Source organism: Pseudomonas sp. PSPC2-3, assembly GCF_049898265.1.
Classification (GTDB): domain Bacteria; phylum Pseudomonadota; class Gammaproteobacteria; order Pseudomonadales; family Pseudomonadaceae; genus Aquipseudomonas; species Aquipseudomonas veronii.
The window spans coordinates 357,983-374,839 of sequence record NZ_JAFCXJ010000006.1 but is presented as its reverse complement, the minus strand read 5'-3'; the positions used below and the strand labels follow the sequence as shown (position 1 = coordinate 374,839).

Annotated in this window: 10 protein-coding genes and 1 pseudogene; 5 read left to right on the top strand and 6 right to left on the bottom strand. The window is 62.7% G+C overall.

The annotated features are described in order from the left end of the window. Positions 1 to 215: 215 nt before the first annotated feature. Positions 216 to 2,414: an OsmC domain/YcaO domain-containing protein gene (locus tag ACP7E3_RS16170; protein WP_126588531.1), complete on the bottom strand. Its 2,199-nt coding sequence runs from the start codon at positions 2,412 to 2,414 to the stop codon at positions 216 to 218. Between the two features lie 213 nt (positions 2,415 to 2,627). On the opposite strand from ACP7E3_RS16170, the pseudogene ACP7E3_RS16165 reads away from it, so the two are divergent. Together ACP7E3_RS16165 and ACP7E3_RS16160 are read left to right on the top strand one after the other, a co-directional pair. After that, positions 2,628 to 2,900 (top strand): annotated as a pseudogene (locus tag ACP7E3_RS16165) (PAS domain-containing protein); the annotation flags it as partial. Between the two features lie 252 nt (positions 2,901 to 3,152). After that, entirely contained in the window at positions 3,153 to 4,193 is a 1,041-nt protein-coding gene (locus tag ACP7E3_RS16160) for a methyl-accepting chemotaxis protein (protein WP_411221045.1), read from the top strand. A gap of 74 nt (positions 4,194 to 4,267) precedes the next feature. On the opposite strand, the gene nirD is transcribed toward ACP7E3_RS16160, so the two are convergent. After that, a complete protein-coding gene (nirD, locus tag ACP7E3_RS16155) occupies positions 4,268 to 4,630 on the bottom strand; it encodes a nitrite reductase small subunit NirD (protein WP_057004617.1) in 363 nt (120 codons plus the stop codon). Continuing rightward, positions 4,630 to 7,191, bottom strand: coding sequence for a nitrite reductase large subunit NirB (nirB, locus tag ACP7E3_RS16150; RefSeq protein WP_017846423.1), 2,562 nt, complete (start codon positions 7,189 to 7,191; stop codon positions 4,630 to 4,632). Before nirB ends, nirD begins: the two co-directional genes overlap by 1 nt. 517 nt (positions 7,192 to 7,708) lie before the next feature. Between nirB and ACP7E3_RS16145 the strand changes: the two genes are divergently transcribed. Further along, the gene (locus tag ACP7E3_RS16145; RefSeq protein WP_169882059.1) at positions 7,709 to 11,764 is read left to right on the top strand and encodes a bifunctional nitrate reductase/sulfite reductase flavoprotein subunit alpha; all 4,056 of its coding nucleotides are present in this window, start codon (positions 7,709 to 7,711) and stop codon (positions 11,762 to 11,764) included. Between the two features lie 81 nt (positions 11,765 to 11,845). Here the strand turns inward: ACP7E3_RS16145 and ACP7E3_RS16140 are convergent, their stop codons facing one another. Then, complete coding sequence (locus ACP7E3_RS16140; RefSeq protein WP_046383619.1) at positions 11,846 to 12,325, bottom strand: AAA family ATPase; 480 nt, start codon at positions 12,323 to 12,325, stop codon at positions 11,846 to 11,848. Positions 12,326 to 12,419: 94 nt separating this feature from the next. After that, positions 12,420 to 13,328 carry a LysR substrate-binding domain-containing protein gene (locus ACP7E3_RS16135; protein ID WP_426123685.1) on the bottom strand — a complete coding sequence of 303 codons (909 nt, stop codon included), beginning with the start codon at positions 13,326 to 13,328 and terminating at the stop codon, positions 12,420 to 12,422. A 177-nt stretch (positions 13,329 to 13,505) separates the two neighbouring features. Between ACP7E3_RS16135 and ACP7E3_RS16130 the strand changes: the two genes are divergently transcribed. Together ACP7E3_RS16130 and ACP7E3_RS16125 are read left to right on the top strand one after the other, a co-directional pair. After that, complete coding sequence (locus ACP7E3_RS16130; protein ID WP_108524229.1) at positions 13,506 to 14,342, top strand: alpha/beta fold hydrolase; 837 nt, start codon at positions 13,506 to 13,508, stop codon at positions 14,340 to 14,342. Between the two features lie 70 nt (positions 14,343 to 14,412). Then, positions 14,413 to 15,333 (top strand): bifunctional helix-turn-helix transcriptional regulator/GNAT family N-acetyltransferase, encoded by a 921-nt coding sequence (locus ACP7E3_RS16125; protein ID WP_426123682.1) that lies wholly within the window; start codon positions 14,413 to 14,415, stop codon positions 15,331 to 15,333. Between the two features lie 33 nt (positions 15,334 to 15,366). Here the strand turns inward: ACP7E3_RS16125 and ACP7E3_RS16120 are convergent, their stop codons facing one another. After that, positions 15,367 to 16,770, bottom strand: a complete 1,404-nt coding sequence (locus ACP7E3_RS16120; protein ID WP_108524230.1) for an MFS transporter — start codon at positions 16,768 to 16,770, stop codon at positions 15,367 to 15,369. Positions 16,771 to 16,857: the final 87 nt, after the last annotated feature.

The window sequence follows — 16,857 nt, the reverse complement described above, 5'->3', positions numbered from 1 at the left end:
GACGATTCGACTTGCCCCCGATAGCGGTGGGCCAGTCTCCTGATTCAGTGACTGACAGATTGCTATCGGGGGCAAGCCCCCTCCCACACTGGATGCTGCGTCAGGCTGACGTGATGTTGGCCCGCGTGCCGTGCAGTTTTTGCAGACGCCTCGTAGTCTGCCAGTTCCATCTTAATGTGGGAGGGGGCTTGCCCCCTCCCACACTGGGTACCGCGTCAGGCCAGGGTGACGTTGGCCCGCGCGCTGTGCAGTTTTTTATAGCTCTCGATCAAGCGCAGATGCCGGTCCAGCCCTTCCAGCTTCATGCTGGTCGGCGTCAACCCATAAAAGCGCACGCTGCCGTTGACCGAGCCGATCACCGCATCCATCCGCTCGTTACCAAACATCCGCCGGAAGTTGGCCTCGTAGTCCGCCAATTCCAGGTCTTCATCCAGTTCCATCTCCAGCACCGCGTTCACCGCCTGGTAGAACAGGCCGCGCTCGACGGTGTTGTCGTTGTACTGCAGGAACATTTCCACCGCTTCCTTCGCTTCCTCGTACTGTTGCAGGGCGAGGTAGATCAGCAGCTTCAATTCGAGGATGGTCAGTTGGCCCCAGGCGGTGTTGTCGTCGAACTCGATGCCGATCAAGGTGGTGATATCGGTGTAGTCGTCCAGTTCGCTTTCCACCAGGCGTTCGGCCAGGGCCTTGAGCTGCGCGTCATCCAGGCGATGCAGGTTGAGGATGTCGGCGCGGAAAAACAGGGCTTTGTTGGTGTTGTCCCAGATCAGGTCGTCCACCGGATAGATTTCCGAGTAGTCCGGCACCAGGATGCGGCAGGCGGTGGCACCGAGGTGCTCATACACCGCCATGTACGACTCCTTGCCCATGTTCTCGAGAATGCCGAACAGCGTCGCGGCTTCTTCGGCGTTGGAATTTTCGCCCTGCCCGGAGAAGTCCCACTCGACGAATTCGTAATCCGAGCGGGCACTGAAGAAGCGCCACGAGACCACGCCGCTGGAGTCGATAAAGTGCTCGACGAAGTTGTTCGGCTCGGTCACCGCGTGACCTTCGAACGTCGGCTGCGGCAGATCGTTCAGGCCTTCGAAACTGCGGCCTTGGAGTAATTCAGTCAGGCTGCGTTCCAGTGCCACTTCCAGGCTCGGGTGCGCGCCGAACGAGGCAAACACACCGCCGGTACGCGGGTTCATCAAGGTCACGCACATCACCGGGAACTCGCCGCCCAGCGAGGCATCCTTGACCAGCACCGGGAAGCCCTGGGCTTCCAGCCCCTGGATCCCGGCCAGAATACTCGGGTACTTGGCCAGCACGTCAGCCGGCACATCCGGCAGGGCGAATTCACCTTCGATGATTTCACGCTTGACCGCCCGCTCGAAGATCTCCGACAGGCACTGCACCTGGGCTTCGGCCAGGGTGTTGCCGGCGCTCATGCCGTTGCTCAGGTACAGGTTTTCGATCAGGTTGGACGGAAAATACACCACCTCGCCGTCCGACTGGCGCACAAACGGCAGTGCCACAATCCCGCGGTCTTCATTGCCCGAGTTGGTGTCGAACAGGTGCGAGCCACGCAACTCGCCGTCGCGGTTGTAGATGTTCAGGCAGTAGGCGTCGAGGATTTCCGCTGGCAGTTCATCCTTGCGCCCAGGCTGGAACCAGCGCTCGTCCGGGTAATGCACGAACGGCGCATTGGCCAGTTCTTCGCCCCAGAACTGATCGTTATAGAAGAAGTTGCAGTTGAGGCGCTCGATGAACTCGCCCAACGCCGAGGCCAACGCGCTTTCCTTGGTCGCGCCCTTGCCGTTGGTGAAGCACATCGGCGAATGGGCATCGCGGATATGCAGCGACCACACGTTCGGCACGATATTGCGCCACGAGGCGATCTCGATCTTCATGCCCAGGCCGGCCAGGATGCCCGACATGTTGGCGATGGTCTGCTCCAGCGGCAGGTCCTTGCCCACGATGTAGGTGCCCGCCTCGGAAGTGGAATTAGGCATCAACAGGGCCTGGGCGTCGGCGTCGAGGTTTTCCACCTCTTCGATCACGAACTCAGGGCCGGCCTGTACCACTTTCTTCACCGTGCAACGGTCAATAGAGCGCAAGATGCCTTGGCGATCCTTGTCGGAGATATCTGCCGGCAATTCCACCTGGATCTTGAAAATCTGGTTGTAACGGTTTTCCGGGTCGACAATGTTGTTCTGCGACAACCGGATATTGTCCGTGGGGATATTGCGTGTCTCGCAGTACAACTTCACGAAGTACGCCGCACACAATGCCGACGAAGCCAGGAAGTAATCGAATGGCCCCGGCGCCGACCCGTCGCCTTTATAGCGAATCGGTTGATCGGCGATCACCGTGAAGTCATCGAACTTGGCTTCAAGTCGAAGGTTGTCGAGAAAGTTAACCTTAATTTCCATACGGGATTACCAAAATAGCGAACTTCAAATTGGTCGCCATTATCCGGTATTTGCGTTTGAAGTCTTGTGCTTTCGCGTTTCGGCCGCCGACTGACAGGGCTGAATACCTGATTTAGACCGCTGCAATGTTGCTGTTTGAGATTGTCAGACAATCGGTCTTCAACTTATCTGAATGCTTGCCGATGTCCTACAGGCAATTCTGGGAGTAGTCGAATGCGCAATAACCAACCCGTGACACAGCGCGAGATTTCGCTCGCGCCTTCGCAGAAGCTCATCTCCGCAACCGATGTTAAAGGGATGATCACTTACTGCAACGATGCTTTTGTCGATATCAGCGGTTTTGAACGCGCCGAGTTGATCGGCGCCCCGCAGAATATCGTGCGCCATCCCGACGTCCCGTCAGCCGTTTTTTCCCATATGTGGTGCGCGCTCAAGCAAGGCCTGCCGTGGATGGGTATCGTCAAGAATCGCTCGAAAAACGGCGACCATTATTGGGTCAATGCTTACGTCACACCGATCTTCGAAGGCAGCCGCGTGGTGGGCTTCGAGTCGGTACGGGTCAAGCCGAGCGCCGATGAGATCCGACGTGCCCAGGCGCTTTACCGGCGTTTGAGCCAGGACAAATCGGCGGTTTCGCGCCGGGACAGTTGGCTGTCGACGTTATTCGACAGCGTGCCCTACGTCGCCACCGGGCTTGCCGGCGCCGTGGGCGGGCTGTTCCTCAGTGCGCCGCTGGCCATGGCCGTGGCGGTAGCCGTTGCGGTGCCCGTGAGCATGATCGGCGCGCAGGTGCGTCGGCGTGCAACGTTACGCTTGCTTTCGGGCGTCGAACCGTCGACCTCGGATGCGCTGATTGCGCAGATGTACAGCGATGAACACGGCCCCCAGGGCCGCCTGGAAACCGCGTTCCTCAGCCAGAACGCTCGGCTGAAAACCTGCCTCACCCGCCTGCAGGACAGTGCCGAGCAGCTCAACGCGCTGGCCGGGCAATCCAACCGACTGGCCACGGCCAGCTCGACCGGCCTTGACCGTCAACGCGTCGAAACCGAGCAGGTCTCGGCCGCCGTCAACCAGATGGCCGCAACCACCCAGGAAGTCGCCAGCCATGTGCAGCGCACCGCGGACGCCACCCAGCAAGCCAACGTGCTGACCGGGCGTGGCCGCGAGGTGGCCCGCGATACCCGCGAAGCCATCGAGCGCCTCTCCGCCGTGGTCGGCGAAACCGGTGTCACCGTGGCGCAGTTGGCCCGCGACAGCGACGAAATCGGCACTGTCGTCGACGTGATCAAAGGCATCGCCGACCAGACCAACCTGCTGGCCCTCAACGCCGCGATCGAGGCGGCGCGTGCCGGGGATATGGGCCGCGGCTTTGCCGTAGTCGCCGACGAAGTCCGCCAATTGGCGCAACGCACGTCGCACTCCACCACCCAGATCCATGACTTGATCACCAAGCTCCAGGCATCGTCCAGCAACGCTGTACAAAGCATGGAACACGGCCAGCGCCAGGCGCAGGAAGGCGTGGCCCGGGTGCTTGAGGCCGACCAGGCGCTGGTCGGCATCAGCGAAGCGGTGTCCCACATCACCGAGATGACCACCCAGATCGCCGCCGCCACCGAAGAACAAAGCGCGGTGGCCGAAGAGATCAGCCGCAACATCACCACCATCGCCGAACTGGCCGACCAGACGTCGGTCCAGGCCCATCAATCCGCGGACCTGAGCAAGGAACTGACCCACACCGCGTCCACCCAATACGCACTGGTTGAACGTTTCAACCGCTGACGGCGGATATGCACGCGCCCATTCTCCACATGCCGCAGGCAGCTGGAGGATGGGCGCCTTCGGCCGACCTCGCCTCAACTCACCCCCAACTCCACCACCCCCGCATTCAACCGCACCGGCCATACCCGCAAGCGCTGCTGCGGTGTCTCCAGGCATTGGCCGTCCGCCAGACGGTAATGCTGTTTGTAGATCGGCGCAGCCACCACCAGATCGCCCTTGATACTGCCGACCAGCCCGCGGCCGATCACGTTCGCGCCGGATTCCGGGTCATGGTTGTCGATGGCGTAGAGGGTCTGGTCCGGCGCGTCCGGCAGGTAGAACAGCGCGACTTGTGCGCCGTCGTACCACACCACCACGCCGGAATTGTTCACCAGGTCGCTTTCGCTGCACACGCTTTTCCAGGTGGCAAGGTTACGCAAAGTGTTGGACTGGCTCATCAGGCAAGCTCCTCGATGACGGGAATCAGGTTGAGTTCGGCGGCCATGATCGGCCGGCGCTGGCCGCGTTCGTGGACAAAATGGATGTCCGGATCCGGGCGTTTGTCGTTGACGAAGGTGCGGAAGCGTTTGAGTTTTTCCGGGTCTTTGAGGGCATTGGCCCATTCGCATTCGTACCGGTCGACCACCAGTTGCATTTGCGCTTCGAGTTCGGCGCCCAGGCCCAGGCTGTCGTCGAGGATCACGTCCTTGAGGAAATCCAGGCCGCCTTCCAGGCTTTCACGCCACACCGAGGTGCGTTGCAATTTGTCGGCCGTGCGGATGTAGAACATCAGGAAGCGGTCGATGTAGCGGATCAGCGTGGCGTCATCCAGGTCGGTCGCGAACAGCTCGGCGTGGCGTGGGCGCATGCCGCCGTTACCGGCGATGTAGAGGTTCCAGCCCTTCTCGGTGGCGATCACACCGACGTCTTTGCTTTGCGCTTCGGCGCATTCGCGGGTGCAGCCGGACACCGCGAACTTGAGCTTGTGCGGCGAACGCAGGCCCTTGTAGCGGTCCTCGATCAGCAGCGCCATTTTCACGCTGTCCTGCACACCGTAGCGGCACCAGGTGCTGCCGACGCACGACTTCACCGTGCGCGTGGATTTGCCGTAGGCGTGCCCGGTTTCAAACCCGGCGTCGATCAGCTCGGCCCAGATGTCCGGCAACTCATGCAATTGCGCGCCAAACAGGTCGATACGCTGGCCGCCGGTGATCTTGGTGTAGAGCTGGTATTTCTGCGCGACCACACCGATGGCGATGAGTTTTTCTGCGGTGATTTCGCCGCCCGGAATACGCGGCACCACCGAATAGGTGCCGTTCTTCTGCATATTGGCCATGAACGTGTCGTTGGTGTCCTGCAACGGCACCAGCGAGGCGTCCATGATCGGTTGGTTCCAGCACGATGCGAGGATCGAGCCCACCGCCGGTTTGCATACATCGCAACCGGTGTGGCCACGGCCGTGCTTGGCCAGCAACTCTTCGAAGGTGATCACCCCTTCCACGCGTACCAGGGCATACAACTCCTGGCGGGTGTAGGCGAAGTGTTCGCACAAGCTCTTGTCGACGCTGACGCCACGGGCGACCAGTTCATGCTCGAACACCTGCTTGAGCAAACCGGCGCAGCCGCCGCAACCGGTGCAGGCCTTGGTCTGCGCCTTGAGCAGGCCGAGGTCGGCGCAACCGCTGTCGATGGCCGCGCAAATCGAACCTTTGGTGACGTTATGGCAGGAGCAGACGGTGGCCGACTCCGGCAACGCGCCAGGGCCGAGGCTTGGTGCGCCGGCGGACGATGGCAAGATCAGGCCGGCCGGTTCGGACGGCAACGCAATGCCGTTCTGCATGTACTGCAGCAAGGTGTCGTAGTAGCTGTTGTCGCCGACCAGCACCGCGCCGATCACCTGCTTGCCGCTGGCGTCCACCACCAGGCGCCGGTAGCTGGCGCTGGCCTCGTCGATGAACTGGTAGCTGCGCGCACCGGGGGTGTGTGCATGGGCGTCGCCGATGGAACCCACGTCCACCCCCAGCAGTTTGAGTTTGGTCGACATGTCCGCGCCGACAAAGGGCTCGGCGGTCTGCCCGCACAACAGGGCGGCCACCCCTCGGGCCATCTGATAACCCGGCGCGACCAGGCCGAACAGGCTGCCGTTCCACGACGCACACTCGCCGATCGCGTAGATGTCCGGGTCGCTGCTCAGGCATTCATCATTGATCACCACCCCGCCGCGCGGGCCGATCTCCAGGCCGGCCTGGCGGGCCAGTGCGTCCTGGGCGCGGATGCCGGCGGAGAACACGATCAGGTCGGTTTCCAGAAACTCGTCATTGGCAAAGTTCATGCGATAGCGGTACTGCTCGCCCGCGCTGATCGATTGAGTGGCGCGGGACAAATGCACGCCCACGCCCAGGCGCTCGATCTGCGCCTTGAGCGCCAGCCCGCCGAAGTCATCCAGTTGCACCGGCATCAAGCGCGGCGCGAACTCCACCACATGGGCTTCAAGGCCCAGGCTTTTCAGGGCGTTGGCGGCTTCCAGGCCGAGCAGACCACCGCCGACCACCACGCCACGCCGCGCATTCGCGGCGGCGCCACGGATGGCATCGAGGTCTTCAAGGGTACGGTAGACCAGCCGCGAATCGCCTTGCGCGCCGTCGATCGGCGGCACAAACGGATAAGAGCCGGTCGCCAGGACCAATTTGTCATACGCCACGCTGCCTGTAGCGGTGATCACCTCACGGCGGGCGCGGTCGATTTCCAGTACCGGCGCCCCCAGGTGCAGGGTCACGCCCGGCGTCTGGTACAGCGAAGCGTGCGACAACGCCAGCGACTCGGCATCACGGCCAGTGAAGTATTCGGACAAATGCACGCGGTCATAGGCACGCATCGGCTCTTCGCTGAACACATGCAGGCGATAGTGCTCCAGGGCGCCGCGCTCGATCAGTTGCGCCACACAATGATGGCCGACCATGCCATTGCCGACGACGATCAGGGTTTTCAGCTGTTTCAGACTGGCGAGAGTGGAATTCATATCAAGCACCCGACAAAGCTCATCACGGTTTAAAAAGCAAAAAAAAACGCCTGAAACCTTGCGGTTCCAGGCGCCTTTGCCTGTTCTGATGCGGGGTCGATCCGGACGTCTTCGCCGGTTCTACCGCTGGTGCCCATGACCTGTATGGCCTGTCGATCGTCGTTGACCGAGGTGGGTTGTACAGTGTGCTTGCAGGCTCTGTGCCAACCAGCCGCCATGCCCGTCGCAAAGGCTGCAAACGGTGCTCAACCCTGCCAGACACCGCTGGTTGTGCCTCCAACTGGTGCGCTCCGGCGTCATAAAAGTGCATTTCTGCGCGTGACGGGCCCGCGCTGGGGGCAACCAGGCCCGTCACAGCGGCGTGTGAAAAACCTGGCGCGTGACTTGCTAGGAATACGCATACCAAGCAGTCAACGCAGACTGCCACTCACGACAAAGGCGCCGTGTAATCCCCGTTTCCAACGGAGGGTTGCAGGGCGTTTTTTTATGGGCGGCAGAAATGATCCGAGGGTTACCGATGGCAAACCAAAGTGTACGCAGCGTGTGTCCTTATTGTGGCGTGGGCTGCGGCATCGTCATGCAGGTCGAGCACAACCGCGTGGTCAAGGTGATCGGCGACAAGGCCCACCCCACCAACGCCGGCCGGCTCTGCACCAAAGGCACCACCTGCGGGCAAGCCATCGCCGAGTCCGGCCGCATGGAAAACGCCTACCTGCGCCAGGCGCGGGAGCATGACCCGGTGCGGATCGGCATGGACAAGGCCATCAGCGAGACCGCCGGCCGCTTGCGCGCAATCCTCGACCGCGATGGCCCGGACGCCCTGGCGTTCTACGTGTCCGGGCAGATGTCGCTGGAAGCCCAGTACCTGATCAACAAATTGGCCAAGGGCTTTGTGCGGACCGCGCATATCGAATCCAACTCACGCCTGTGCATGGCCAGCGCCGGCAGCGGCTACAAACTCTCCCTCGGTGCCGACGGGCCGCCCGGCTCGTATGAAGACTTCGACCGCGCCGACCTGTTCTTCGTGATCGGCGCCAACATGGCCGACTGTCACCCGATCCTGTTCCTGCGCATGATGGACCGGGTCAAGGCCGGCGCCAGACTGATCGTGGTCGACCCGCGGCGCAGCGCCACGGCCGACAAGGCCAACCTGTTCCTGCCGATCAAGCCGGGCACCGACCTCGCGCTGCTCAACGGTTTGCTGCACCTGCTGGTGAAAAACGGGCACACCGACCCGGCCTTTATCGCCGCGTTCACCGAAGGCTGGGAGGCCATGCCCGGCTTTCTGGAAGACTACCCGCCGCAGCGGGTCGCCGAACTGACCGGCCTGGCCGAAGCCGACATCCGCCAAGCCGCCGACTGGATCGGCCAGGCCGCCGAGTGGATGAGCTGCTGGACCATGGGCCTCAACCAAAGCACCCACGGCACCTGGAACACCAACGCGCTGTGCAACCTGCACCTGGCCACCGGCGCGATCTGCCGCCCCGGCAGCGGGCCGTTCTCCCTGACCGGGCAACCCAACGCCATGGGCGGTCGTGAAATGGGCTACATGGGCCCCGGCCTGCCTGGGCAGCGCTCGGTGCTGGTCGACGCCGACCGCGCATTTATCGAAGCACTGTGGAACCTGCCCGCCGACAGCCTGCCGCGCCAGGCCGGCAGTGGCACCGTGGGCATGTTCGAACAAATGGCGGCCGGGCAGATCAAAGCCTGCTGGATCATCTGCACCAATCCGGTGGCCAGCGCACCCAATCGCCAGACCGTGATCGAAGCGCTGCAAAGCGCCGAACTGGTGATCACCCAGGATGCGTTCCTCGATACCGAGACCAATCGCTACGCCGACATCCTCTTGCCCGGCGCGCTGTGGGCCGAAGCCGAAGGGGTGATGATCAACTCCGAGCGCAACCTGACCCTGATGCAAAAAGCCGTGGAGCCACCCGGCGAGTCGCTGGCCGACTGGCAGATCATCGCCAGGGTCGCGTGCGAAATGGGCTTCGCCGACGCCTTCACGTATGCGTCCGCCGCCGAGGTGTTCGACGAGATCAAGCGCGCCTGGAACCCCGCCACCGGCTACGACATTCGCGGCGCCAGCCATGCGCGCCTGCGCGAACGACCGCTGCAATGGCCGTGCGCGTCGATTGAGGCCGCAGAGCGCAACCCGATCCGCTACTTGAACAACGGCATCAACCAGCCCCTCAAGACCGACGCCGACGGCCGCCAGCCGACGATCGTTTTCGCCACCGAACACGGCAAAGCCCGGTTTTTCCCACGCCCGCACCTGTCCCCGGCGGAAATGCCCGATGAAGCGTTCCCGTTCGTGCTCAACACCGGCCGCCTGCAACACCAGTGGCACACCCTGACCAAGACCGGCAAGGTCGCCACGCTGAACAAACTCAACCCCGGCCCTTTCGTGGAAATCCACCCCGACGACGCCGCCAGCCTGGGCATCAAGCACAAAGACCCGGTCGAGGTGCGCTCACGACGCGGCCGCGCCGTGCTGCCCGCAGTGATCAGCGACCGTGTGCGGGCGGGCAACTGTTTTGCGCCGTTTCACTGGAACGATGTGTTCGGCGACAACCTGGCGATCAACGCCGTGACCCATGACGCGGTCGACCCGATTTCGCTGCAGCCCGAGTTCAAGTTCTGTGCGGTCGCCCTGCAACGGGTCGAGCTGATCGAGCACCAGTTCCTCGATGTATCGGCACCGGCCGCCCACCCCGTTTCCCCCTTAACAGAGGAACTCGCCATGTCGCGCCTCGACGCCTTCGCCGACCTGGTCGGCATCCGCAACCTGCCGTCGCCGTCATTGAGCGACAATGAGCGTACCTACCTCGCCGGTTTTCTCAGTGGCCTGCAATCCAGTGCTGCGCGCCAGGCCAGCGGTGTTCCGACACTGCCGGCGAATGCGCCCGTGGCCAGGGACGCGCGGCTGTGGCTGGACGGCCTGTTGGGCGGCTTGTTCAGCCGCACCGAGGCCAGCGCCGTGGCACCGGCGCCCGCTGCCGACACCCCGGCCGTCACCTTGCTGTGGGCCTCGCAAACCGGCAACGCCGAAGCCTTGGCCGAGCGCTTTGCCCAACGCCTGCGCGCCGGCGGCATCGCGGTGGAGCTGAGCGCGATGGCGGACTTCCCCGCGAGCAAACTGGCGCACACGCAGAACCTCGCGCTGATCAGCAGCACCTTCGGCGACGGCGACCCGCCGGACAATGGCGAAGGTTTCTGGCACAGCCTGACCCTCGCCGAAACCCGCCTGGAGTCGCTGCGCTTCGCGGTACTGGCGTTGGGTGATCCCAACTACGACCAGTTCTGCCAGCACGGCAAACAACTCGACCGGCGCCTGCTCGAATTGGGCGCCACGCGCTTGCTGGAGCGCGTCGACTGCGATACCGAATTCGAAGAGCGCGCCGATGCCTGGTTCACACAGTTCCTACACACCCTCAGCCCGGCAACGCCCGTCGCGCTCGCCACGCCGAGCGGCAAACCCAAGCCTCATGCGTCACGGTTGCTGCTCAACCTGCACCTGAACCAGCAAAGTCCGCACAAGGAAACCCGCCAGTTCTCCCTGGACCTGGCGGACTCCGCGCTGACCTACGAAGCCGGCGACGCCCTGGGAGTGATGCCACGCAACTGCCCGGAACTGGTCAGCGAGTTGCTCGAGCTGACGCGCCTGGGTTCCAGCACCTGCGTAAACATCGACAGACTCGGCGACGTGCCGCTGCACCAGGCCCTGACCGAGCACTTTGAAATTGCCCGGCCCAACAGCGAGACCCTGGCCTTCATTGCCGCACGCAGCGCCAAGCCAGGCCTGAAACACCTGCTCGAACCTGAGCGCAAAGCCGAACTGAAAGATTGGCTGTGGGGCCGGCAACTGGCGGACGTGCTGCACGAATACCCCGTCGACTGCTCGGCGGACGAACTGCTCGGCACGCTCAAGCGCCTGCAACCGCGCTTGTATTCGATCGCGTCCAGCGCCAAGGCGTACCCGCGTGAAGTCCACCTCACCGTGGCGGCCGTGCGCTACGGCAAGCGCAAGGGGGTGTCGTCCACCTTCCTCGCCGACCGTGCCGGCAACGGCGAAGTGCCGGTGTTCGTGCAGCCCTCCAAGCACTTCCGGCTTCCCGCCGACGGCGATGTGCCGATCATCATGATCGGCCCCGGCACCGGCGTGGCGCCCTTCCGCGCGTTTTTGCAGGAACGTCGGGCCCTGGGGCATCAGGGCCGCAACTGGCTGTTTTTCGGTGAGCAACATGCGGCGAGCGATTTTTACTACCAGGATGAACTGCAGGGCATGCAGCGCGACGGTTTGCTCAGCCACCTGAGTCTGGCGTTTTCCCGCGACCAGGCGCAGAAGATCTACGTGCAGGATCGCATCCGCGAACACGGCGCCGAGCTGTGGCGCTGGCTGCAGGAAGGCGCGCAGTTGTATATCTGCGGGGATGCCAGCCACATGGCCAAGGATGTCGACCAGGCGCTGCGCCAGGTTGCCCATCGCCACGGCGGGCTGGGCGTCGAGAGCGCCGTCGATTACTGGCGGCGGATGAGTGAGCAGAAGCGTTACTTGCGCGATGTCTACTGAGCCGTGACAGAACGGTCACGCCGCGTCAGTGTCGGCGTGACCGATGACATCAGCGCTGAAATCCCGCTGGCCATTCCATGCTCATGGGCGATGGACCTCAATGACCAAGCCCTCGTCCTCACTCGGCACACAGAAGTGGCGGGTGATCAGTTCGAACTCGGCATCGGTCGCGGCAAAGTCATGCTCACCCTGGGCATTGCGAGCATGCAGGCGGCTGCGGCAGGTGTCGTCATCCAGCTCCAGATAGTGCAGGCGATGTTCCACCTGTGCGGCCTGGGCCAGGCCACGCAACCACTCGCGACTGGCCAGGGTGTTCGCCGGGAAGTCCAGCACCACGTTGACGCCCGACTGCAGCAGATCGATCACCAGCGGCCCCAGGACCCCGCGAATGCGTTGGGCGCAGCGCACGTAATCGGCCACCGCGAGTATTTCACCGGGATAGAGTTGTGCCAGCCACAGGTCTTCGCTGAGCAAGATGGCGGCGTGTTCACTGACGAGCGCCTTGGCAAGCGTCGACTTGCCCGAGGCGATCTTGCCGCACAGCAGGTGCAGGGTGGGCATAAGGAAAGGCTCCGTTTTCGCTGTCGAAGGATGTTTGAAATACGCGTAGAACGCTTACATTGCCACATGGTTGGCGCAAGCGGTTTCGCTCCCGTCAGCCCTGATTCTGCAACTGCGCCTCAAGCCAGGCCAACAGCGCCATCACCTCGGGGCGGTTGCCGCCGCCCTGCTGTCGGTAGACCGAGAGCGCCTGCGGTAAATGCACGCTCTCGACACACGGCCTTACCAGCGCCCCGCTTTCAATCAGCCGGCTCGCGGTGCGCCGCCAGCCCATGGCGATCCCATGCCCTTCGACAGCGGCCTGGAGCATCAGCGGGTAGCTGTCGAACGTGGCGCTGCGCGCGTCGCTGGCCAACGTCTGACCGAACACCTGCAACCAGCTGTCCCACTCCATCAAATGGGGCGGCTCGGAGCTGTGGTGCAAAAACGTACAGGGCTGCAGCTCGCTGAGGTGCAGCGGTCGTTCCGCACTCAGGTAGGCCGGGCTGCACACCGGGAACACCTCGTCGGCGGCAGAGAACATCAACGCATGCGGCCCGCTGGCGCGCCGCGTACTTTGCAGGGCCACATCGAAGTGGTCATTGAATTCGGCGAGTGGCCGGGCGGACGTCACCACTTGGATTTCGATGGCCGGGTATTGCTGGTGGAAGCTCGACAGCCGCGGCATCAGCCAGTAAAACGCTTCGCACAACTGACAGAGCAGGACCACACGGTTGCGCTGGGGCGTCGCACGCAGAGCGGCGGCCTTCTCGCTGATGCTGAGCAGTGCCTGGCTGACCACCTGCGCCAGTTCACGCCCCTCTTGCGTGAGAAACACCGCGCGATTGCGCCGGCAGAACAGCTTCACCCCGACGTTGTCCTCAAGCCCGCGGATCTGCCGGCTGACGGCGGCCTGGGTGATGTGCAGCTCATCGGCGGCCCTGGAGAAACTCTCCAGGCGCGCCGCCGCCTCGAAAGGCAACAAGCTGGCGAGCGGCGGTAAGGTCTTGCCGAACATATTCATAATCTGAAGTTATGCATTCAGGGCCGAGAACTCGTTTGTAGCACAGCATCGGGGTTATGCACCATGCAGGCACGGCCTCATGGATAAGCCTGATGACCGCTGCGCACTCCTCAATATTTGCCGGTGTCGGGCGGCGTGTTCATAACCGTTCGCATCATCCTCACAGGAGATTCATCGATGACCATCGCGCGTGACGCCATTGCATTACCCGACACCTTTGATTTCCACGGCCAGGCCGTGCGCTGGGGGCACATCGGCACGGCGGGACCGGCGCTGGTGATGGTTCACGGCACGCCCTTCTCGTCCCAGGTCTGGCGGCGTATTGCGCCGTTGTTCGCGCAACGGTGTCGCGTGTTCTATTACGACCTACTCGGCTACGGCCAGTCGGAAAAAGCCTCCGGCCAGGACGTCTCCCTCGGCATGCAAAACACCCTGCTCACGGCGCTGCTCAAGCATTGGCAACTGGACCGCCCGCACGTGCTCGCCCACGACTTCGGCGGTGCCACGGCGCTGCGCGCCCATCTGCTGGATGGCTGCAACTACGCCAGCCTGACCTTGGTCGATCCCGTCGCGATGGCGCCCTGGGGCTCCCCGTTGATCCAGCACGTGCGTCTGCACGAATCGGCGTTCAGCGAAGCACCGGCATATATCCACGAGGCAATTGTGCACGCCTACATCCAAGGTGCCGCCTTCAAGCCACTGCCGGCCGAGGTGCTGCAAACCTATGTCGCACCGTGGACCGGCGAAACAGGTCAGATGGCCTTTTATCGACAGATCGCACAGATGGATCAACGCTACACCGACGCGATCGAACAGCGACTCGCCGAGATCCGCTGCCCGGTGACGCTGCTGTGGGGCGAGGAAGATCAGTGGCTCGCCGTGGCGCAAGGCGATGCACTCGCGAGCCGGCTGGCGGAGCCGACCTGCATTCGCGTCCCGCACGCGGGGCATCTGGTGCAGGAAGACGCACCGGAAGCCATCGTTGCCGCGCTGATGAAGGTGCTGTTCGGCTGAATTAAACATATTGACATAATTGCCTAAGGCAACAATATAATTGCCCAAGGCAACTATTAGAGCGCACATCATGTCCACTCCCCTGCTTGTGCAGCGCGCCGGTATCGTGCGCGGCTTCAACCGTTTCTATACGCACCAGATCGGCGTGCTGCAGGAACACCTGCTGCAAAGCGACTTCTCCCTCACCGAAATCCGGGTGATGTACGAACTGTCCTCGCGTGGCGACCTGACCAGCGCCGACTTGTGTCAGATGCTCAGTCTCGACGCGGGTTATTTGAGCCGGTTGATCAGCGGGCTAGAGAAGAAGGGCTTGATCCAGAAAGTCCGCTCGATCACCGATGCGCGCGCGGTGCAACTGCACCTCAGCGACCTCGGCCGGTCAGTCCTGGCTCCGCTGGAAGAGAAAACCCAGCAAGAAGTCATGGCCTTATTGAGTGCCTTGCCCGAGCCGCAACAACAGCAATTGACCGCAGCCATGCAGCGCATTCAGACGTTGCTGCAAGGCAGCACGCCGAACTACGTGTTGCGCGACCCCCAACCTGGCGATATGGGCCTGGTGGTGCAGCAGCAATCGGCACTGTATGCGCGAGAATACCAATGGAATTGGGAGTTCGAAGCGTTGGTGGCGGAGATTGTCGCCAAGTACCTGCGCGAGTTCGACCCGCCCCGTGAGCGCTGCTGGATCGCGGAGAAAGACGGCGCGGTGGTAGGCTCAGTGTTCGTCGTGCGCCATGACGACAGCACCGCTAAGTTGCGCATGCTCTACGTCGACGCGAGTGCGCGGGGCCTGGGCATCGGCCAGCGTCTGGTGGACGAATGCCTGCGCTTTGCCCGACATGCCGGGTACACGCGCATGATGCTGTGGACCATGAGCGCCCTCACCGACGCACGCAGGCTCTACCAGAAAGCCGGTTTTGAGCTGGTTGAAGAAGAGCCCACTCTCAGTTTCGGCAAGCCATTGATCAGCCAGACCTGGGCGCGTGCGTTGTGATGCGGGGCTGGCACGACTCAAGCCCCGCCCGGTTTACAGGTCGGTGATTTCCTTGTGGCGCGGCACGAGCGTCTTCATCACGCTCCAGGCCACCAGGTACGCCAGCGCACAGATCGCGAACATGATCATGTAGCCGGTGTGGATATCGCCGATGGACTTGTAGTAGTCAAACACCCAGCCGCCGACCTTGGTCATCACCACCCCGCCCAGGCCACCGGCCATGCCGCCGATACCGACCACCGAGGCCACGGTTTTCTGCGGGAACATGTCGGACACGGTAGTGAAGATATTGCACGACCACGCCTGGTGCGCCGACGCTCCCACGCCGATCAGCAACACCGGCACCCAGAAGCTGATGTAGCCCAACGGTTGCGCCAGCAGCACCACCAGCGGAAACAGCGCGATGACCAACATGGCTTTCATGCGGCCGTCGTAGGGCGCATCACCACGCGCCATGAAGTAGCTGGGGAACCAGCCGCCGCCGATGCTGCCGACCATGGTCATGCTGTACAGCACCGCCAGCGGCATGACGATATCGGCGCCTTTCATGCCGTACTGCGCCGACAGATAAGTCGGCAGCCAGAACAGGAAAAACCACCACACGCCGTCAGTCATGAACTTGCCGAAGGCAAAGGCCCAGGTCTGGCGATAGGTCAGCAGCTTGAACCATGAGACTTTTTGCGACGCCGCGCCTGCAGCCTGCGCGGTGAACGGCTGGACCGTCTGATCGCTGCGGATGTAGGCCAGTTCCTCGGCCGACAGGCGTTTTTGCTGATCGGGCTTTTCATACAGCGCGGCCCACACCGCGACCCAGATGAAGCCGAGCATGCCGATGATCATGAACGCCGCTTCCCAGCCCCACACCCCGGCGATCAGCGGCACACAGATCGGCGCCAGGATCGCGCCGACGTTGGCGCCCGAGTTGAAAATGCCGGTGGCCAGCGAGCGTTCTTTCTTGGGGAAGTACTCGGCGGTGGCCTTGATCGCAATCGGGAAGTTGCCCGCCTCGCCGATCGCCAGTACCGCACGGGCCAGCATAAAGCCCGCGATCGACACCGGAATCACCGCCAGGCCAATCGCGCCGCTCACGGCCGCGATCCCCTCGCCCATCGGCACCGCGAACGCATGCATGATGGCGCCGGTGGACCAGATGCCGATTGCCACGACATAGGCCGCCTTGGTGCCGATCTTGTCGACGAACCGCCCGGCGAACAGCATGGAAATCGCATAGACAAACTGGAACACCGCCGCAATGTTCGCGTAATCGGTGTTGCTCCAGCCAAATTGCGTGGACAACTGTGGCGCCAACAGGCTGAGCACCTGGCGGTCGAGGTAGTTGACGGTGGTGGCGAAGAACAGCATCGCGCAGATGGTCCAGCGATAGTTGCCTACCGCTTGGCCCACGCGATGGGCGTTGATGGGCTCGTTCAAGTTCATGGCATCACTTTTTATTTTTGTTAGATAAGACATATGTAACGTCATATGTCGTCGTACAACTGTGACTTTTATAGCGGGCGACCTCTG